Raw genomic sequence first — 18,203 nt, forward strand, 5'->3', positions numbered from 1 at the left:
GCGCGGTCCCCCCCCCCGCCCCCCCCACCCCCCGCCCCCCCGGGGGGGGGGGGGCCCCGGGGGGGGGGGGGGGGGGCGCCCCCCCCCCCCCCCCCGCGGGTCTGCTAGCGGATCCGCGAGCGGGCGGCCGCGCTGACGATCGCCCCGCGTTCGCGAGGCTCGATCTTCCCGGCGGCCACCAGGTCGGAGGCCACCTCGGTCACGTGCCGGACGAACTGGCCGTGGTTCGGCCACTGTTCGCCGTCGAGGATGTGGTCGTTGATGGTGCAGGTCCCGGCCAGCGGCCGGTTCGGTACGCCGCTGTCGACGCCGCCGATCACGACCGTCGCCCCGGTGTCGGGGTTGTCGCAGACCGGCATCGCCAGCGGCCCGCCGACGACCGGGAGTTCGAGGGACGCGCCGGCCAGGTCGACGCTGAGCTCGGTGCCCGGCGCCGGGTGCAGGGTGAACTCGTGGTCGGTGGAGAAGACCATCAGGCCGATCCGCTGTCCGGCGGGGATGACCTGGTCGTCGGGCTGCAGGTCGACGGTCACGTCGACGAACTTGCCCGGCACCAGCGGCTTGCTGCGGGTGAGCGAGTCACGGTTCTGCGGGTCGGCCCAGCCCCGGGTGATGACGCTGGTCGTCGAGCCGCGGGTGCTCGACTCGCAGCCGGCCGCACCGGTCCACGGCAGCCGGACCAGCGCCACCGACAGGTTGGCCGCCGCCTTGCTCGACGCGAGCTTCAGCGTCACCTTCGGCGACCCGGAGATGTGCACCGGGGCGGACAGTTCCGGGGTGACGTAGAGCAGGCGGTGCGGCGAGTCCGCGGTGGCGTACGTGCCGACGTTGCAGGCGGTGTTGCCCGCGTCGACGAACCGCTCGACGCCGGTGCCCGGCCGGGCCAGCGAGGTCAGCCCGCCGGTGGTGGCGCCGCCGGCGCTCAGGTTGAGGGTGACCGGGGACGCCGCCGGGTTGGGGTAGTCGGCGTACGGGGTGAGCTGGCTGGCCCCGGTCTCGTTGCGGATGATCCAGGCCTTCGGGTCGTTCTCGACGCCGTTGCGGACGCCGTACAGGTAGCGGCTGAACCACTTGTTGCGCATGTCCAGCGGCGGGGCGCCGCCGTGGCCGCCCTGGTGGAAGTACGCCTGCACGGGAACCTTGCGGGCCTTGAGCGCCTCGATGATCCGGACGCTGTGCTCGGGCATCACGTTCCAGTCGTTGAACGCGTGCGCCATCAGGGTGGCGGCCTTGACGTTCTTGACCTGCGGCAGGTAGTCGCGGCCGGCCCAGAAGTCGTTGAAGTCGCCGGTCGCCCGGTCCTGGTGCCGGTTCATCATGTCCCGGACCTGCTCGATGCAGTACTGGCGCCGTTCCGGGAAGCCGCTGTGGATGTAGTCGAAGAGGAAGTCGATGTCCTCGCCGACCCAGCCGCCGGGGTTCCGGACCAGGCCCTGCGAACGGTAGTAGTGGTAGTACGACGTGTTCGGGGCGATCGGGATGATCGCCTCCAGCCCCTTGACGCCGGTCGTCGCGGCGGCCAGCGGCAGGGTCCCGTTGTACGACGTACCGGTCATGCCGACCTTGCCGGTGGACCAGCTCGTCGCGGAGACCAGCTCGGTCCCGTCGACGCTGGTGAAGCCCTTGGCGCGGCCGTTCAGCCAGTCGACGACGGCCTTCGGGGCCAGCGACTCGTTGCTGCCGCCGACCGTCGGGCAGCCCTGGGACAGGCCGGTGCCGGGCGAGTCGGAGTGGACGACCGCGAAGCCGCGCGGCACCCAGGTGCTGACCTCGCTGCTGCTGACCGACGTACGGTCCGCGCGGTGGGTGATCGGCGGCGGGGAGAGCCGGGCCGGGGGCTGCTCGCCGAGTTCGTGGGAGACGTTCCACAGGTACTGGCGCTGGGTCGAACCGGTCCCGGCGTAGTAGGGGCTGGTCTCGTAGACGACCGGCACCTTCAGCCCGTCGGCGGTCGGGCCGGGGCGGGTGACGTCGACGTGCATCCGGTCGCGCCGGCCGTCACCGTCGGAGTCGAACTCGGTCTCGACCCACAGCTGCTGGCGGATCCAGGTGGTGGAGTCGGCGAATTCGGGGACGATCTGCGCCTGGCCGTCGACGAAGACCGGCCCGGCATTCGTCGGAGCGGCGGCCGCCGGCTGGGTGACCGCCGTACCGGCGGCCAGCGCGGCCACGCACGAGACGGCCGTCGTGACGACCGCCCGTGCACCCAACTTTCTTCGTGTCATATGAGTCCTCCGTCAGCAGTCCTGGTCAGGGCGATCGACGGCCGCCGCCGCGGCGTGCCGGGGCGGTGGCGAGATATGGGGAACGGCCGCCCGGGTCCGGTTCGGTCCCGGCGGCGCTGGTTCAGGCAGGGTCGGCCGGACGTACGGGGGTGGTACGCCGGTGAAGAAGGTCGGATCGACGACGGGTGTTCTTGGTCACGAGACCGTAGCAACGGGTCCCGATCGACAGCACCCGACACCTGACGGAACTTCGCCCTGGCCTGGACCTTCCAACGTCGAACCGGAACCCCTGGTCGGCGGCCCGTCGGGCGGCCCACGGGCGGCGGAGAGCGCTCCCCTACGACCGGGCGCCGGAGGTCGCGGCGCTTCCCCACCGTCGGCCGGTCGACACGGGCCGGGTACGGCGAAGGGCCGGCGGGGCACCCCCGCCGGCCCTTCGCGCCCTGCCGATCAGGTCCGGCAGGCGGAGCCGCCGAGGGTGAACGTGGTCGGGACCGGGTTGCCGCCGGAGTACGTGCCGAGGAAGCCGAAGGTGACGGAGGCGCCGGGCGCGACGGTCCGGTTCCAGGACAGGTTGGTGGCCGTGACGGTGCTGCCCTGCTGGGTCAGCGCGGCGTTCCAGCCGCCGCCGACCCGCTGCCCGGCGTCGAAGGCCCAGGCGAGCGACCAGCCGTCGAGCGCGGTGGTGCCGGTGTTGGTGAGGGTCACGGTGCTGCGGAAGTTGCTCCCCCACTGGTCGTCGACGGTGTAGGTGACGGCGCAGGCGGCGGGTGGCGGAACCGCCTCGAACGAGATCCGGTGGAGCTGGCCGGGCAGGTCGTTGACGAGGTAGAGCTCGCCGTCGGCGTCCTCGCCGAAGCTGGTCGGCTGGGTCGGCAGCTCGCCGATGACGCGGTTCTCGTACGGGGCGCCGGGGGCGCCGGGGCGGATCGCCCACGCGGTGGCCGAGCAGTAGTCGCTGGCGATGTAGGTGCCCCCGACCAGGTCGGCGTACCGCTGGCCGCGGTAGACGAACCCACCGATCACCGCGCAGCCCTCGAAGGAGGTGCGGTAGTGGAACACCGGGTCGGTGTACCTGGCCCCGGCGCGGCACCGGCTCAGGTCGAACACGACCGGCCCTTCCCGGCACGACCAGCCGAAGTTCGCGCCGCCGCCGTTCGCCGGCAGGTGGTCGATCTCCTCGTAGGTGCCCTGGCCGACGTCGGCGATCCAGAGCGAGCCGTCCTGCGCGTCGAACGAGAAGCGCCACGGGTTGCGCAGGCCGAAGGCCCAGATCTCGGCGCGCGCCCCGGCCACCCCGACGAACGGGTTGTCCGCCGGTACGCAGTACGGGCTGCCGCCGCAGGACCGGCTGACATCGAGCCGGACGATCTTGCCGAGCAGGGTGTCGAGCCGCTGGCCGGCGTCGAACGGGTCGCCGGCGTTGCCGCCGTCGCCGAGGCTCCAGTAGAGGTGTCCGTCGGACCCGAACTTGACCTCGCCGCCGTTGTGGTTGGCGAACTCGGCGTGCGGCTGGGTCAGGATCACCTGTTCGGTCGCGGTGCCGCCGGACAGGACGAACCTGGACAGGGTCAGCGTGCCGTCGGGCACGGCGGTGTATGCCAGGTAGAGCACGCCGCTCGTGGCGAAGTCGGGCGCGGTCTCGATGCCGAGCAGGCCGCGCTCGTTGCCGGAGACGGCGACCCGGTCGGTGATGTCGAGCAGCGGCGTGGCGGCCAGTCCGGTGGTCGGGTGGTAGGCCCGGATCCGGCCGGCCTTCTCGGTGATGAACAGCCGGTCGCTGCCGTCGTCGGGGGCCGCGATGGCGGTGGGTCGCTGGAGTCCGAAGGCGACCTGGGTGGTGGTGACCCGCACCTGGTCCAGCGGACGGGCGGTGGCGCCGGGCGCGGCGGTGTCCGGGGCGGCGTGCGCCGGGCCGGGGAGCCCGGCGAGGGTGACCGCGAGGGCCAGGGCGGGGATCCAACGCTTTCGGTGCACTGTCCACTCCAGTCCAGCCGGCGTGCCGTGATCGGGGAATCCCGCGCATCGTATCGGCATTTGCCGATTTTTCGATGACTTTCTGGGAGCGTTCCCACGTATCGGGACCGGGCCGGACCGTCCCCTCCCGACGGGAGGTCCGGCCCGTACCCCTCGTCAGCCGGCGACGGGTCGCCGCGCCTCGCGCCGTACGTTCAGCATCGTGAAGACGCCGCCGGCGACCGGCACCAGCGCGAGCAGCCGGGTACGCGGCCGCAGGTCGCGGCCGAGCAGGGCGGTGACCGCGACCGCGAGATAGAAGGCGCCGTGCACCGGACCGAGCACGGCGCTCACCGGCCGCAGGTGCACGGTGGCGAGATTGAGCAGCAGCACCACGACGCTCGCCAGTTCGAGGATCGAGAGCACTTCGAGGGAGCGCAGCAGCGGCCTCACGAGTAGTCCGACCCCGGCCGGACGATCATCAGGATCACGACGACCGCCCACAACAGGTTGAAGATCCCGGCGAGCATGCCGAGCCGCCGCAACCGCCGCCCGTCGCCGGGAGTGGCGAGCGCGTCCCGCTGTCGCGGGGCGATCTGGAGGGCGAGGATGCCGCCGGCGACGGCCGTCAGCACCATCGCAACGGTGATCCACACCTCGCCCATCCGCCCCTGCACGAGGGCGAGCGCGATCCCGACGACCGGCACGACGAGGGCGGCGATCCCGTAGCCGCGGGTGATCCGGTGCAGCAGGCGGGCGACCCCGACGTTGCGCTCCCCGGCCGGGCGGGTGGCGCCACCGGTGCCACCGGTGCCACCGGTGCCACCGGTGCCAGCGGCGCCAGCGGCGCTTTCGGCGAGGGGCGCGAACCTCGGGAACAGACTGACGGCGACGGCGGCCGGGCCGACGAAGAGGATGCCGGCGAGCACGTGCACGGAAAGAAGGAAGGCTTCCACACCTTCAGCATAACTGAAGGTTAGTCGGGTGCCGATCCCCCGAAACTGCGCCGCATCACCTCGCGCAGCGCGTCCGCCACCTCGGGCAGGTCGGCCGACAGGCGCGCGTCGAGCGTCGCCACCGCCTCGGCGGCACGGGCCAGCACCGCCTCACCCGACGGGGTCACCCGCAGCGTGGACGCCGCGCCGGCCTGCGCGGTCGAGTCCTCGACCAGACCGGCCGCGACCAGCGTCGCGACCGCGGTGTGCGCGCTCTGCACGGTGATCCGGGAGCGCCGGGCGAGCTCGCTGAACGAGATGCCGGGCCGGCCCCGGATGTGCCCGAGCAGGCCGTACTTGCGCGTGGTGAGCCCGATCGGCTTGAGCGCGTCGGTCAGCTCGGCGTCCCACACCCGGGCGGCCGTGAGCAGGGCGATCAACGGGCTGATGGGCGGTGGGCTGGCGGACATGGCCGCAGTCTAGGGCGCGTGCCGAGGTCAGGGCGGCGACCGGCACCGCCTCGACGGCCCCGGCCGGCGACGTCCGCGCCGACGGCTGGCCAGGCGACGCTACCGTGCCGGAGGTGATCGCCGACCTTGCCCGGCGGGCCGCGGACCTCGACGCCACGCTCGGTGTCGCGGCGTCCGCGTTGGACGATCTGCGGCGGGAGCGGGCCGGGCTGACCACCGCCACCGCCGCACCGGGCCTGTGGGAGGACCGGGAGCGGGCACGCGGAATGCTGACCCGGCTCGCGCGGGTCGACGAACGGATCGGCCGATACACCGAGCTGCGCCGAAGGCTCGACGACGTGACCGCGCTGCTGGAACTGGTCGCGGCCGAGCGGGTGGACGACGGTCCCGCCGGCCGGGTCGACGACGAGGCGGCGGCCCTGGTAGCCGATCTCGCCGCGGACCTGGCCGCGCTGGCCGGCCCGGTACACGACCTGGCGATACTGAGCCTGCTCACCGACCCGGACGACGAGCGGCACGCGCTGGTCGAGATCGAGGCGGTCGACCTCGAGCCGGACGGGCTCGACCTCGTCGACCCCGTCGGCACGCTGCTGGCGATGTACCTGGACTGGGCCGCGTGGCGCGGTCACCCGACCGAGGTGCACCGGCGCCGGTTCCGAGGGTGGTCCGGTCTGCGGTCGGCAGTCCTCACCGTCGCCGCACCGTACGCGTACGGCCGCCTCGCCGCGGAGACCGGCACCCACCGGCTGACCGCGACGTACTCGCCGGACGGGTTGCCCCGCACCGCGGCCGCCGTGGTGCGGGTGCTGCCGGTCGCGGTTCCCGGCGACCACGTCGACGTGCGCGACCGGGAGGTCCGCGTCGACCAGCCGCGCGTCACCGGCGCGGACTGCAGTGGCCGCTACCGGGACACGATGGTGATCCTCACCCACCTGCCGACCGGGATCCGCGCGTCGAGTCAGCACCCCGGGCCGGGCTGGACGGTGGCCCGGTCCGCCTGGCGCGAGCTACGCACCCGCCTGCTCGCCGCCGGACGCGGCACCGACGACCGGCCCTCGGGCGAGGTCCGCGCGTACGGGGAACCACCGGGCGCGGAGGCCCTTGAACGACTGCTCCGGGAAGCTGTCCGGCGGCGGGTGACCGGCTAGCGGTCGGGGCGGAGCCCGTCGAGCATGAAGTCGACCGTCCGGTCGGCCTGCTCGCGCGACACCTGCCCACGCAGCCAGGCCGCCGCGCTCGTGAGCGCCAACACGTCGGCCCCGGTGACCTCGGGGCGTACCGCACCGTCCTTCCGGGCCCGGTCCACCAGGGCGGCGGTGGTGTCGGTCATCCGCTGGCAGGCGACGTGCAGTTCGGAGGCCTCGTCGTCGACGCCGGCGGCGAGGATGTCGGCCAGGCCCGCGTACGCCGCCGCGTGGTCGACCATGGCACGGATCCAGTCGGCGAGCGCGTCCTGCGCCGAAGGATGGTCCCGCAGCCGGTCGGCGTGTTCGAACAGCGCGGCGTGCCGGTCCCGCAGCACCGCGCCGAGCAGGGCGCGCCGGTGCGGGAAGTGGCCGTAGAGGGTGCCGATCGCCACTCCCGCCGCGCGGGCGATGTGCTCCAGCGGCGCGTCGGTGCCTCGCTCCCGGAAGGCGGTCTCGGCCTCGGCGAGCAGGCGTTCGTAGTTGCGGCGCGCGTCGGCGCGGGGCCGTCGCTGCCGTGCCGGCGTGGTCATGCCACCTTCCACCTTGCTAAGTCGAGGGCCCCTCGATATTTTATTCGAGGACGCCTCAGCTTAGCCGTCGTGTGGTGCGGCGGCGTCGTGGCGGGCACGTCGAGCGGAGGGCGACCCTCATGATCCTGGTGACCGGTGCGACCGGATCGATCGGCGGACACCTCGTACGCCGACTGGCGGACGACGGCGTCCCGTTCAAGGCGATGGTCCGCGACGAGTCCCGGGGCGCCGCCCTCGGCGTCGACTTCGTCGCCGGCGACTTCGACGACCCCGACTCGGTCGCCCGCGCGCTCGACGGCGTCGACCGGCTGTTCCTCAACGCCGGCGGCGCCGTACCGACCGACGGCGAGCAGCCGATGGTGCGCCAGCAGCGGGAGGCGATCGACGCGGCCCGGCGGGCCGGCGTCAGCCGGATCGTCAAGGTCTCCGTCTGGGGCGCCGAGGAGGGCGGCCGACTGGCCGTGGGCGCGCACTGGCAGATCGAACAGCACCTCAAGGCGTCCGGCGTCGAATGGTCGCTGCTGCGACCCAGCGGCTTCATGCAGAACTTCGTCACCGGCGCGGGATCGTTCACCGCCGACGGCGACCTGATCGGCAACCACCTCGACGCGCCGGTGTCCTACATAGACGCGGCCGACATCGCCGCGTGCGCGGCCGTGCTGCTGACCGGATCGCGCGGTGCCGGCGAGACGTACGTGCTCACCGGGCCGGAGGCGCTGACGCAGACGGAGATCGCGGCCAGGTTGACCACGGCCGTCGGCACCACCGTGCGCAACGTCGGAATGCCACCGGCCGAGATGGCGGCCACCCTCACCGCGCAGGGCCTGCCCGCGCACTTCGCCGACGACGTCGCCACCCTCTGGGCCGGGATCGCGGACGGCGCCCTGGCCGCCACCACCGACGCCGTACGGGAGCTGACCGGACGGCCGCCGCGCACCTTCGACGAGTTCCTCGCCGACCACCGCGACGCGCTGAAGGCTGTGCTCGCGCCCCGGCACTGAGCCGCCGTCCAGGGACCAACGCCCCCACCGGTCGCGGACCCACGACCCTGCCAAGGCCCGACCAGCCCGAATACGCTGGGTTGCAGAACGGCCGAGGAGGTACGTGATGAGGACGTGGACCGTCGACGACGTGATGACGACCGATGTGCTGACCGTCGGTGAGTCGGCGCCGTACCGGGAGATCGTCGACCTGATGACCGCGCGGCGGGTGAGTGCCGTACCGGTCGTCGACGAGTTCCGGCGGGTGCTCGGCGTGATCTCCGAGGCCGACCTGCTCCACAAGGTGGAACTGACCGGCGAAAGTCCCGGCTGGCGGATCTTCGAGGGACGGCGCCGGCACGACGCCCGGGTCAAGGCCGCCGGCATGATCGCGTACGAGCTGATGACCACGCCGGCGGTGACGGTCCCGGCCGGTACGCCGCTCGCCGCCGCCGCGCGGCGCATGAGCCGGGAGAACGTCAAGCGGCTCCCGGTCACCGACGACCTCGGCCGACTGGTCGGCATCGTCTCGCGGAGCGACCTGCTCAAGGTGCACCTGCGCCCCGACGGGGACATCCAGCGCGACATCGTGCGGGAGGTGGTCGAGCGGGTCCTGACCGCACAGGAGGGCACCCTGGAGGTGACGGTGACCGACGGGATGGTCGAACTCGCCGGACGACTCGACCGGCGCAGCTCGGCCGAGATCGCGGGCCGGCTGGCGGCGCGGGTGCCGGGCGTCGTCGACGTCGTCGCCGACGACCTGACGTACGACTTCGACGACGTGGACCCGGCGCCGTCCACGTCGGCCGCCGCCGGCTGAGCGGACCCCGGCGCGACCGGCGGTCTGGCAGGATCGGCCGCATGGCCGAGGTACTGCTGTTCCACCACGCGCAGGGGCTGACGTCCGGCGTACGCGACTTCGCCGACGTGCTGCGGCAGGCGGGTCACACCGTCCACCTGCCCGACCTGTACGACGGCGAGGTCTTCGACACCCTCGAGGACGGGGTGGCCCACGCCGGAAAGGTCGGCTTCGGCGCGCTCGCCGAGCGCGGCCGGCTCGTCGCCGAGGGACTGCCCCGGGAACTCGTGTACGTCGGGCTCTCCCTCGGCGTGGTGCCCGCCCAGATGCTGGCCCAGACCCGGGCCGGCGCCCGTGGTGCGCAGCTGCTGCACGCCTGCATACCGACGTCGGAGTTCGGCGGCGGATGGCCGGCCGGCGTACCGGTCCAGGTGCACGGCATGGACGACGACCCGTACTTCGCCGGGGAGGGCGACATCGACGCCGCCCGCGCCCTCGTCGCCGAGGCCGACGCCGGGGAGCTGTTCCTCTACCCCGGAGAGCGGCACCTGTTCACCGACAACAGCCTCGACGCGTACGACGAAGAGGCCGCCGCACTGGTGACCCGACGGGTGCTCGCCTTCCTGGCCGGCGTCCGCTGACAGGTACCCCGGCCCGCCGGGGCACCTGTGATCATCTGCTGCCCAGCAGTTCGACACGCCGTACGGACAACAGTGGAACAGCTAACGATCACTACGCACCTTCACGTCACGTAGGGCGCGGCGGCGGGCGGCGACGCCGTCGAGGATGACGTCGATCGCGAGCGCGAAGTCGGTGTCGTCGAAGGACTCCCCGCCGTCGGCGGGATTCTCGCTTTCCAGGATCGCCCGGAGCCGGGGGAACTCGTCGTGCCGGTCCGCGACGCGCAGGCGCTCCGCGAGGTAGGCGTTGACCTCGGGGGCGGTCCGGGCGCTCGCCGGTAGCGACTCGGCGAGGCCGGCGCCGAGTTCGGCGTCCGACCGCACGTAGGTCCACAGCAGGGTCAGCACGGTGACGGCCTCGCCGCCGGGCAGTTCCGAACCTTCGAGGGAGCCGAGACCGGCCTCCATCCACCGCACGTAGGAGGGCATCAGCGCTTCGCCGGTGATCGGCAGCGACGAGAGCCAGGGATGGGACCGGTAGGTGTCGCGCATCGCGGCGACCCAGGCGTGGGTGCGCGCGCGCCAACCCTCCTCCGCCGCCAGGTGTGGTGGGCGCCCGAGTGCGGCGTCGGCGGCGAGGACGAGCAGGTCCTCCCGGGACTGGACGTAGCGGTACATGGACATGGTGCCGCCGCCGAGCGTCTTGGCGACGCGGCTCATGGTGATCGCCTCGACCCCGTGTGCGTCGCCGAGCGCGACCGCGGTGTTCAGGATCTGGTCGAGGCTCCACCGGGGCTTCGGCCCCTTCGTGGTGTTCTGCGCGATGCCCCAGGCGGACAGGAGCACCGGGGGCAGGCCGCGCAGTGGCCCTTCGGAAGCTGTCGACGACACGGGACCGATCTTACTGCGTAACCATTACGCATCCGTACTGCGTAGGGGTTACGCTGTCTGGCATGACAGTCGAACCCCCCTCCTCCACCGCGCTCCGACCACCGGCGACACCGGTGCCGGCACTGGCCGTGACCGGCATCCGCAAGAGCTACGGCGGCCACGACGTCCTGCGGGACGTGACCTTCACCGTGCCGAGCGGACAGGTCTTCGCGATGCTCGGCCCGAACGGCGCCGGGAAGACGACCCTGATCCGCGTCCTGACGACCCTGATCCGGCCGGACGCCGGCACCGCCCACGTCCTCGGCCGCGACGTGGTGACCGAGGCTTCCGAGGTACGCCGGCTGATCAGCGTCACCGGGCAGTACGCCTCGGTCGACGAGGAACTCACCGGCCGGGAGAACCTCGTCATGATCGCCCAACTGCTCGGCCGGAGCAGGCGGGACGCCGAGGCCCGGGCCCGGGAACTGCTCGTCGAGTTCGACCTCACCGACGCCGCGGACCGCCGGGCCGGCCGGTACTCCGGCGGCATGCGACGCCGGCTCGACCTCGCCGCCGGCCTCGTCGACTCACCGCCGGTGATCTTCCTGGACGAACCGACCACCGGCATGGACACCCGCAGCCGCCAGGCACTCTGGACGACCATCACCCGGCTCGCCGCGGCGGGCCGGACCATCTTCCTCACCACGCAGTACCTGGAGGAGGCGGACACCCTCGCCGACCGGATCGCCGTGCTCGACGGCGGCCGGATCGTCGCCTCCGGGACCGCCCCGGAGTTGAAGCGACACGTCGGCCGGGAATGGGTCGAACTCACCCTGCAGGGCGGCGACGTCCGGCGCGAGAGCACCGACGGCAGCCCCGACCGCCTGCGCGAGATCCTCAACCGCTACCACGACGAGGGACAGGCTGTGGCCAGGGCGGCGATCCGCACGCCCAGCCTCGACGACGTCTTCCTCACCCTCACCGGACACCCCGTCGACCGCGAGGACAAGCAGCCGTGAAAGCTCTGCCGCTCCCCACCGAACTCGTCTTCACCCGGCGCAGCATCGTCCACTCGCTGCGCAATCTCGACAGCCTCGTCACCGCCGTCGTCGCGCCCGTCGCGATCATGATCCTGTTCGTCACCGTCTTCGGGTCCGCCCTCGAGGGCGCCGCCGGTGGCCCGTACACCGACTACGTCACCCCGGGCGTGATGCTGCTGTGCGCCGGCTTCGGCGCCGCGCTGACCGCGACCTCCGTCCACGCCGACGTCACCAAGGGGGTGATCGAGCGGTTGCGCACCATGCCCGTACGGGCCTCCGGGGTGATCTTCGGTCACGTCTTCGCCAGCGTCCTGCGCAACCTCGTCTCCACCACGGTCGTCGTCCTCGTCGCGCTGGCCCTCGGCTTCCGCCCGCGCGCGTCGTCCGTGGAATGGCTCGGCATCGTCGCCCTGCTCGCCGGGTACATCCTGGTGCTGACCCTCGTCGCCGCGGCCTGGGGACTGGCCGCCCGGTCGGTGGACTCGGCCGGCATGTTCAGCTTCGTCGCACTCTTCCTGCCCTACCTCTCCACCGCGTTCGTACCGGTGGAGAGCCTCCCGGCCTACCTTCGGGGATTCGCCGAACACCAGCCGGTCACGGTCGCGATCGAGACGCTGCGCGGCTTCGCGGCCGGCAGCCCGGACGCCGGTGACATGCTCGCCAGCACACTCTGGCTCGGGTCGATCGGCGCCGTCGCCACCGTCCTGACGGTACGGCTCTTCGCGCGTACCGGCCGGAGGTAGGCCGGGCACCTCACCGTGCCGGAGTCCGGCCGGCCCGGCTCCGGCTGGTGAGGATGCCGAGGATCACCAGGGCCGCGCCGACGGGTCCGTTCCAGCGCAGCGGCTCGCCGAGCACGACGATGCCGAGGCTGACCCCCACGACCGGGGTGAGGTAGGTGACGGTGGAGGCGAGGGTCGCACCCCACGCCTGGATGATCCGGGTGTTCCAGACGTAGGCGACGCCGGTACCGATCCCGCCGAGCACGACCACGCTGGCGACGACCGGGACGGACCACCGCACCGGCGTGGCGCCGGCGAACGGGACCAGGGCGGCGGTGACGACCGCCGCGACGGTGACCTGCGCGGCGGCGATCGTCGTCGGGTCGTACGGGGTGCCGCGCAGAAACCGTCGACTGTAGACGAAGGCGATTCCGTAGCAGGTGGTCGCGGCCAGGCACGCCCCCTGGGCGAGCAGGGGCCGGGTTCCGGCGCCGCCGGTGGGCGCGGTCCACGGCGCCGCGACGAGCAGGACCCCGGCCGCCGCGACGACGAGCCCGGCCGTACGGGTCCGGGTGAACCGTTCGTCGGGCAGTACGGCGAGCGAGACCAGGAGGGTGGTGATCGGGGTGGTGGCGTTGTAGATGCTCGACAGGCCGGACGGGATGTACTGCCCGGCCCAGGCGAAGAGCAGGAACGGGGCGACGCACAGCAGCACGGCGATCACCGTCAGATGTCCCCACACCCGCACCCCGCGCGGCCAGCGGCGCCGTACGGCGAGCATCGGCACGGCCAGGACGGCGGCGCCGCACGCGAGGCGGCCGAACACCACCTGCACCGGCGACAGACCGTCGAGGGCGACCCTGATGAACAGGAAGCTGGCGCCCCACACCAGCGCCAGCAGCGTGAATTGCACCGCCACGAGCCGGTTCCCGGCATCGTCCATCCGCTCCTCCTCGCTGTGCCCGGGTCCACGTTCGGGCATCGCCGTACGATGAGGCAAACAGATCTGTTTCATAGGTCGATCTGTTTTCCTCATGGAGGTCGGGCAGTGACGACGTTGCGCCAGCTCCGGGTTTTCGTCGCCATCGTCGACACCGGCGGGTTCGCCGCCGCCGGTGCCGTGCTCGGCACCAGCCAGTCGTCGGTGTCGCACAGCCTCGCCACCCTGGAGTCGCAGGTGGGCGCGGCGCTCGTGCACCGCTCCCCGGTCGTCGTGACGACGCACGGCGCCCGCCTGTTGCCGTACGCCCGCGCGACGCTGGCCGCCGCCGACGCCTTCGACGCCGCGACGCCGTCCCGTACCCCCACCACCGGCACGATCCGGCTCGCGGTCACCCCGACGGCCGGGCACCGCCTCGTCCCCGACCTCCTCACCCTCTGGCACACCCACGCGCCCGGCATCCGGGTACGGCTCCTCGAAGGTGACGACGTCGAGGTCGCCGAATGGCTGGCGACCGGGGCGGCCGACGCGGCCGTCCTCGTCGACGCGCCGGCCGGCACCGGGCCGGTGGTCGCCCGCGACGAGTTCCGCGCCGTCACCCGTACCGACCACCCGCTCGCCGGCACCGCCGCGATCCCGCTCGCCGATCTCGCCGAAGACCCGCTCCTGGTCTCCACCGCCGGCTGCGAGCCCCAGATCCGGGAACTCCACCGGCGGGCCGGCCTGCCCTACCGGCCGGCCCAGCGGGTACGCGAGCTGACGACATTGATGGCGATGGTCGACGCCGGCCTCGGCGTCACGCTCATGCCCACCCTCGCCGGGCCGATGCTCCCGGCCGGGCTGGCCATGACCCCGCTGGCCGACACCCTGCGCCGTGTCCTCACCCTGGGCGCCCCGGCCACCCGCCCCCGCCACCCGCTGGTCGGAAGGCTCCTCGACCTCACCGCCGAGCACCGGTCACCGGACGGACCGACCGGGCCGGTGCCGGCCTGACGCGGGCACGTCCGGTCGCCCGTGGATTCGGCGACGCGGTGACGTGAGATCGGGTCTTCGTCGACAGAATTACTTGCGCAGTCAACCAAGTTGGGTCACGATTCGACGGTAGTCGATACCAAGGAGGAATCGCATGAATCGGACGCGAGCGAGGATCGGCGCCGGCCTGGCCGCCGCCGCGGTCATGGCCGCCGGGCTCGGGATGGCGCCCGCGCCCGCCTCGGCCCAGCCGTCCGGCCTCGCCTTCTACAGCAGCTTCCCCTTCACCACCCCGGTCGTGCACCTGTCCACCCCGACCGGCGAATGCACGCCACTGCCCGGGACGGTCATCGGCCACGTCGGCTGGAGCGGCTTCACCAACGTCGTGATGTACCGGACCGCCGACTGCACCGGATACGAGACCAACACCGGAACGCTGCGCACCTACGACGCCGGACGCTTCCAGAGCTTCCGCGCCTTCTGACCACCACGCCGGGACGGGTGCGGGCACTGCCCCACCCGTCCCGGTGCGTTTCCGGGGCGGCGGCGCGCTGTCGTACCCGTGGTCCATGATCTCTCCCGTACGGCGGCGCCGGGGCGGCCCGGCGCCGGCATCGTCGTGGCCGGCGCCGGTTGCCGGCGGGGTGGGAGGTCGTAGTGGCGGACGTGGACCGGGCCGCGTGGCGGCGACGCAGCGCGCTACGGGTGGTGCCGCCGGCGCGGCCCCGGAAGCTGGCCAAGGTGCCCTTCGTCGAGTTGGCCGACGGCCGGCTGCAGGGTGTGGTGTCCAGCGGCTCTGACATCGAGCGGGTCTACGTCTCGTCGGTGACCTCCGGCAGCCACGCCTACCACTGCAGCACCAACAACAACCGGCCGTGCGGCGGCCTGCGCGGCGCCCCCTGCAAGCACCTGCACGCGCTCGCCGACGAGGCCGTGCTCCAGTACGGCATCGACCGGGTCGCCCGCTACCTGCGGGTGGAGGTCGAAGCCGGGGTGGACACCGGCACCGGGCTGCTGCGCCGGCTGGACGCGCGGCACGAGCCGACCCCGGCCGCCGTGGTGTTCAGCCGCTTCCTGCGCCACCTGGCCTACCTGGAGCTGCCCGGCAGCACGGCCCCCCTGCCCGAACTGCACTGGTTCCCGGCGACCGGGGCGGCCCGCTGATGCTGGGCACCCAACTCGCCGTCCTGAACGACGGCACCCCGGCCGGCTTGACCGACGCCCTCGACGTCGTCGCCGGATTCGACGAGGCCCTGACCGACGGCTTCGCCCGGGTGGGCGAGCCGGGCGCCGCCGCACTGGCCGCCCTCGCCGGCGCCCTGGCCGGCACCCCGCTCGGCGACCGGGTGGCCGAGGCCGTGGACAAGATGACCGCCGGTTCGGTGGCGCGCGAGCATCTCGTCACGCTCGCCGGAGCGCGTACGGCGCTGCTCGGCGCGACCCACGACGCCCTGCTCGGGCGGTTCGACACCGCCGTGGCCCGGGACCGGGCGGCCTGGACGTCCACCACGACCCGGCCGCCGGCGGAGCACCCGCTCGACGGCGCCCGTGCCTGGCTGCACGAGGTGGCGGTCACCGGCTGGCGGGGCGTCGACCACGAACTGCTGGCTGCCGCCGGGGCACAGGTCGAGGCGCTGTTGCCGGTGCCCACGCTGCGCCGGCTCGCGGTCCTGCTCGACGGGCTGGCCGCCGAACTGCGGGCCAGCGTCCCGATCGGCACGATGCCGCAGGTGCCGACCCGCCGCTGGGCCGACCTGTGGACCCGTGCGACGCTGCTCGCCCACGTCCCGCCGGCCGGCACCGGGTCGGCCGCCGCCGAACTGGTCACCGGGCGGCTGCTGCCGCTCGGTGCCGACGTACACGAGCACGACACGGCGGTGCAGGTCCAGGTGCACGGGATCCTCGAACCCGCCGACGGTTCGCCACCACGACTGGTCCGCACCGCGGTCGGCGCCGCGAAGGTCGACACGATCGTCGGTCCGGCGGTGTGGCAACTGCTCCAGGCCCACCCCGTACTGCTGGCCGCCCTGGCGCACCGGCGCGGCCTCACCGTCACCGACCTGCCGGTCAGCGGCGGCGACCTGCTCTGGCACGACGACCTGGTCCAGCTCGGCGAGCCGGCCGACCCGTTCGCCACCGCCCGGGTGCTGCTGCCCACCGCCGTCGCGGCGGCCACCGCACCGCTGGACCGGCACCCGGTCGGCATCGCCGAGCCGGTGCTGCTGGAGGGTTACGCCGTACGCGCCGACGACGGATCGCTCAGCCTCGAACTCGACGGCCACCGGATCGCCGTCGCGGTCGACCGGCTGCCGTCGTGCGGCCCGCTCACCGCCGAACTGGTCGCCTCCTCGTCCGCCTGCCTCGGCCTGGTCAGGTGGGACGACGGGTGGCGCGTCCAGCCGCTGGCGGTGCAGGCCACGGTGAAGCGCCGTACGGTGGCCGCGCACAACGGCGACTGGGCCGAGGGCGTCACCGACCCCAAGGTGGCCAAGGCCGAGGCCAGGTCGGGCGATGTGGTGGCGGTGCTGCGCGAGCGCGCGGGAAGGCTGCTGCGGAAGTGACCGGCCCCGACACCACCCACGACCACTCCGACGAGAACCGCCGCCAGGTGCTCTACTGGCGGCTGCTGGCCCGGCTCTTCGACCCCGACGAGCAGCCCGCCCTGGAATCGGCGAGCGTCGCCGTCGTCGACGACCTCGGCCTGCCGGCCGCGCTGCTCGACCCGGCGGTCTCGGTCGACAACGTCGTCCAGCGCTTCCCGGCACTCGCCGACGAACTGCGCGGCCTGCTGGCACCGGCCGAGGCCGACGCACCGGCCGGAACCGGTGCCCCTGCGGACCCCACGACCCCGGCGGGCGAGGCCGGCGAGCCGGACCCGGTCGGCCGCGACGAGGTCCGCCGCGCCGCCCTGGTGTCGAAGCTGCTGCTCAACGTCTTCGCGACCGGTTCCGGCGCGGTCACCGCCGGCCAGCTCGCCGGCTGGCAGTCCGACGCCGGCTGGTTCGAGCAGGCGCTCGGCTTCGGGCCGGGCGAGCTGCGCCGGCAGGGTGGCAGCGGGCTGGGCGGCACGCTGGCCGGTCTGGAGGGTGACCTCGTCCGGCGGATGCGCCTGCGCGAGGTGCTGGCCGACCCGGCGCTGGCCAGCCGACTGACCCCCAGCATGTCGCTGATCGAGCAACTGCTGCGCGACAAGGCCAACCTGTCCGGGGTGGCCCTGGCCAACGCCAAGGCGCTGATCCGCCGTTTCGTCGACGAGGTCGCCGAGGTGTTGCGTACGCAGGTCGAGCAGACCAGCGTCGGCACCATCGACCGGTCGGTGCCACCGAAGCGGGTGTTCCGCAACCTCGACCTCGACCGGACCATCTGGCAGAACCTGACCAACTGGAGCCCGGACGACGAGCGCCTCTACGTCGACCGGCTCTACTACCGGCAGACCGCCCGGCGCACCACACCGGCCCGGCTGATCGTGGTGGTCGACCAGTCCGGTTCGATGGTCGACTCGATGGTCAACTGCACCATCCTGGCGTCGATCTTCGCCGGACTGCCCAAGGTGGACGTACACCTGATCGCGTACGACACCCGGGCGCTGGACCTGACGCCGTGGGTGCACGACCCGTTCGAGGTGCTGCTGCGCACCAACCTCGGCGGCGGCAACGACGGCCCGGTGGCGATGGCGATGGCCCGCCCGAAGATCGTCGAGCCGCGCAACACGGTCATGGTGTGGATCTCGGACTTCTACGAGTTCGGCCGCTCCCAGCCGCTGTTCGACGGCATCGAGGCGGTGCACCGCTCCGGCGTCCGGTTCATCCCGGTCGGCTCGGTCAACAGCTCGGGCCAGCAGAGCGTCAACCCCTGGTTCCGTCAGCGTTTCAAGGACCTGGGCACCCCGGTGATCTCCGGCCACATCCGCAAACTCGTCTTCGAGCTCAAGAGCTTCCTCACCTAGGAGAACCTTCC

The 18,203-nt window shown here is 73.1% G+C and carries 19 protein-coding genes; 11 read left to right on the forward strand and 8 right to left on the reverse strand.

Features of this window, described 5'->3' with window-relative positions; translation table 11 throughout:
* Positions 1–104 precede the first annotated feature (104 nt).
* From AB0I42_RS22885 to AB0I42_RS22905, 5 genes are all read right to left on the reverse strand, one after another.
* On the reverse strand, positions 105–2,225 hold the full coding sequence (locus AB0I42_RS22885) for a Xaa-Pro dipeptidyl-peptidase (protein ID WP_357539776.1): 2,121 nt from the start codon (positions 2,223–2,225) through the stop codon (positions 105–107).
* A 450-nt stretch (positions 2,226–2,675) separates the two neighbouring features.
* Positions 2,676–4,202: a PQQ-dependent sugar dehydrogenase gene (locus AB0I42_RS22890; protein ID WP_357539778.1), complete on the reverse strand. Its 1,527-nt coding sequence runs from the start codon at positions 4,200–4,202 to the stop codon at positions 2,676–2,678.
* A gap of 156 nt (positions 4,203–4,358) precedes the next feature.
* Positions 4,359–4,634 (reverse strand): hypothetical protein, encoded by a 276-nt coding sequence (locus AB0I42_RS22895; RefSeq protein ID WP_357539780.1) that lies wholly within the window; start codon positions 4,632–4,634, stop codon positions 4,359–4,361.
* A complete protein-coding gene (locus tag AB0I42_RS22900) occupies positions 4,631–5,137 on the reverse strand; it encodes a hypothetical protein (protein WP_357539782.1) in 507 nt (168 codons plus the stop codon). The genes AB0I42_RS22895 and AB0I42_RS22900 overlap by 4 nt, the downstream gene beginning before the upstream one ends.
* Before the next feature lie 20 nt (positions 5,138–5,157).
* Positions 5,158–5,586 (reverse strand): MarR family winged helix-turn-helix transcriptional regulator, encoded by a 429-nt coding sequence (locus AB0I42_RS22905; RefSeq protein ID WP_357539784.1) that lies wholly within the window; start codon positions 5,584–5,586, stop codon positions 5,158–5,160.
* A gap of 113 nt (positions 5,587–5,699) precedes the next feature.
* Between AB0I42_RS22905 and AB0I42_RS22910 the strand changes: the two genes are divergently transcribed.
* Positions 5,700–6,734, forward strand: a complete 1,035-nt coding sequence (locus tag AB0I42_RS22910; RefSeq protein WP_357539786.1) for a PCRF domain-containing protein — start codon at positions 5,700–5,702, stop codon at positions 6,732–6,734.
* On the opposite strand, the gene AB0I42_RS22915 is transcribed toward AB0I42_RS22910, so the two are convergent.
* Positions 6,731–7,303 carry a helix-turn-helix domain-containing protein gene (locus AB0I42_RS22915; protein WP_357539788.1) on the reverse strand — a complete coding sequence of 191 codons (573 nt, stop codon included), beginning with the start codon at positions 7,301–7,303 and terminating at the stop codon, positions 6,731–6,733. The two genes, AB0I42_RS22910 and AB0I42_RS22915, sit on opposite strands and share 4 nt — an antisense overlap.
* A gap of 119 nt (positions 7,304–7,422) precedes the next feature.
* Here AB0I42_RS22915 and AB0I42_RS22920 point away from each other — a divergent pair, with 119 nt between their 5' ends.
* The 3 genes from AB0I42_RS22920 (at position 7,423) to AB0I42_RS22930 (ending at position 9,723) form a co-directional block, all read left to right on the forward strand.
* Positions 7,423–8,304: an SDR family oxidoreductase gene (locus AB0I42_RS22920; protein WP_357539790.1), complete on the forward strand. Its 882-nt coding sequence runs from the start codon at positions 7,423–7,425 to the stop codon at positions 8,302–8,304.
* A 106-nt stretch (positions 8,305–8,410) separates the two neighbouring features.
* Positions 8,411–9,103, forward strand: coding sequence for a CBS domain-containing protein (locus AB0I42_RS22925; protein WP_357539792.1), 693 nt, complete (start codon positions 8,411–8,413; stop codon positions 9,101–9,103).
* Between the two features lie 41 nt (positions 9,104–9,144).
* Positions 9,145–9,723, forward strand: coding sequence for a dienelactone hydrolase family protein (locus AB0I42_RS22930; protein WP_357539794.1), 579 nt, complete (start codon positions 9,145–9,147; stop codon positions 9,721–9,723).
* Between the two features lie 81 nt (positions 9,724–9,804).
* Here AB0I42_RS22930 and AB0I42_RS22935 read toward each other — a convergent pair whose 3' ends face one another.
* Complete coding sequence (locus AB0I42_RS22935) at positions 9,805–10,593, reverse strand: TetR/AcrR family transcriptional regulator C-terminal domain-containing protein (protein ID WP_357539796.1); 789 nt, start codon at positions 10,591–10,593, stop codon at positions 9,805–9,807.
* Positions 10,594–10,655: 62 nt separating this feature from the next.
* Here AB0I42_RS22935 and AB0I42_RS22940 point away from each other — a divergent pair, with 62 nt between their 5' ends.
* Both AB0I42_RS22940 and AB0I42_RS22945 read left to right on the forward strand, forming a co-directional pair.
* Positions 10,656–11,591: an ATP-binding cassette domain-containing protein gene (locus tag AB0I42_RS22940; RefSeq protein WP_357539798.1), complete on the forward strand. Its 936-nt coding sequence runs from the start codon at positions 10,656–10,658 to the stop codon at positions 11,589–11,591.
* Positions 11,588–12,355 (forward strand): ABC transporter permease, encoded by a 768-nt coding sequence (locus tag AB0I42_RS22945; RefSeq protein WP_357539801.1) that lies wholly within the window; start codon positions 11,588–11,590, stop codon positions 12,353–12,355. The genes AB0I42_RS22940 and AB0I42_RS22945 overlap by 4 nt, the downstream gene beginning before the upstream one ends.
* Positions 12,356–12,365: 10 nt before the next feature.
* Here the strand turns inward: AB0I42_RS22945 and AB0I42_RS22950 are convergent, their stop codons facing one another.
* Positions 12,366–13,316, reverse strand: a complete 951-nt coding sequence (locus AB0I42_RS22950; RefSeq protein ID WP_357539803.1) for a DMT family transporter — start codon at positions 13,314–13,316, stop codon at positions 12,366–12,368.
* 66 nt (positions 13,317–13,382) lie between these two features.
* Between AB0I42_RS22950 and AB0I42_RS22955 the strand changes: the two genes are divergently transcribed.
* The 5 genes from AB0I42_RS22955 (at position 13,383) to AB0I42_RS22975 (ending at position 18,192) form a co-directional block, all read left to right on the forward strand.
* Complete coding sequence (locus AB0I42_RS22955) at positions 13,383–14,267, forward strand: LysR family transcriptional regulator (protein WP_357539805.1); 885 nt, start codon at positions 13,383–13,385, stop codon at positions 14,265–14,267.
* 133 nt (positions 14,268–14,400) lie between these two features.
* Positions 14,401–14,730, forward strand: coding sequence for a hypothetical protein (locus tag AB0I42_RS22960; RefSeq protein ID WP_357539807.1), 330 nt, complete (start codon positions 14,401–14,403; stop codon positions 14,728–14,730).
* 173 nt (positions 14,731–14,903) lie between these two features.
* Positions 14,904–15,410 carry a hypothetical protein gene (locus tag AB0I42_RS22965; RefSeq protein ID WP_357539809.1) on the forward strand — a complete coding sequence of 169 codons (507 nt, stop codon included), beginning with the start codon at positions 14,904–14,906 and terminating at the stop codon, positions 15,408–15,410.
* Positions 15,410–16,807, forward strand: a complete 1,398-nt coding sequence (locus tag AB0I42_RS22970) for a hypothetical protein (RefSeq protein WP_357539811.1) — start codon at positions 15,410–15,412, stop codon at positions 16,805–16,807. Before AB0I42_RS22965 ends, AB0I42_RS22970 begins: the two co-directional genes overlap by 1 nt.
* A complete protein-coding gene (locus tag AB0I42_RS22975) occupies positions 16,804–18,192 on the forward strand; it encodes a VWA domain-containing protein (protein WP_357539813.1) in 1,389 nt (462 codons plus the stop codon). The genes AB0I42_RS22970 and AB0I42_RS22975 overlap by 4 nt, the downstream gene beginning before the upstream one ends.
* The last annotated feature ends 11 nt before the right edge of the window (positions 18,193–18,203 follow it).

This window comes from Polymorphospora sp. NPDC050346 (genome assembly GCF_040655695.1).
Lineage (GTDB): Bacteria > Actinomycetota > Actinomycetes > Mycobacteriales > Micromonosporaceae > Polymorphospora > Polymorphospora lycopeni.

What these genes read in the sequence shown, in the direction of transcription:
- AB0I42_RS22885 (WP_357539776.1), bottom strand. Translation starts at nt 2,225, where the DNA reads ATGACACGAAGAAAGTTGGGTGCACGGGCGGTCGTCACGACGGCCGTC.
- AB0I42_RS22905 (WP_357539784.1), bottom strand. Translation starts at nt 5,586, where the DNA reads ATGTCCGCCAGCCCACCGCCCATCAGCCCGTTGATCGCCCTGCTCACG.
- AB0I42_RS22915 (WP_357539788.1), bottom strand. Translation starts at nt 7,303, where the DNA reads ATGACCACGCCGGCACGGCAGCGACGGCCCCGCGCCGACGCGCGCCGC.
- AB0I42_RS22920 (WP_357539790.1), top strand. Translation starts at nt 7,423, where the DNA reads ATGATCCTGGTGACCGGTGCGACCGGATCGATCGGCGGACACCTCGTA.
- AB0I42_RS22925 (WP_357539792.1), top strand. Translation starts at nt 8,411, where the DNA reads ATGAGGACGTGGACCGTCGACGACGTGATGACGACCGATGTGCTGACC.
- AB0I42_RS22930 (WP_357539794.1), top strand. Translation starts at nt 9,145, where the DNA reads ATGGCCGAGGTACTGCTGTTCCACCACGCGCAGGGGCTGACGTCCGGC.
- AB0I42_RS22940 (WP_357539798.1), top strand. Translation starts at nt 10,656, where the DNA reads ATGACAGTCGAACCCCCCTCCTCCACCGCGCTCCGACCACCGGCGACA.
- AB0I42_RS22950 (WP_357539803.1), bottom strand. Translation starts at nt 13,316, where the DNA reads ATGCCCGAACGTGGACCCGGGCACAGCGAGGAGGAGCGGATGGACGAT.
- AB0I42_RS22960 (WP_357539807.1), top strand. Translation starts at nt 14,401, where the DNA reads ATGAATCGGACGCGAGCGAGGATCGGCGCCGGCCTGGCCGCCGCCGCG.
- AB0I42_RS22970 (WP_357539811.1), top strand. Translation starts at nt 15,410, where the DNA reads ATGCTGGGCACCCAACTCGCCGTCCTGAACGACGGCACCCCGGCCGGC.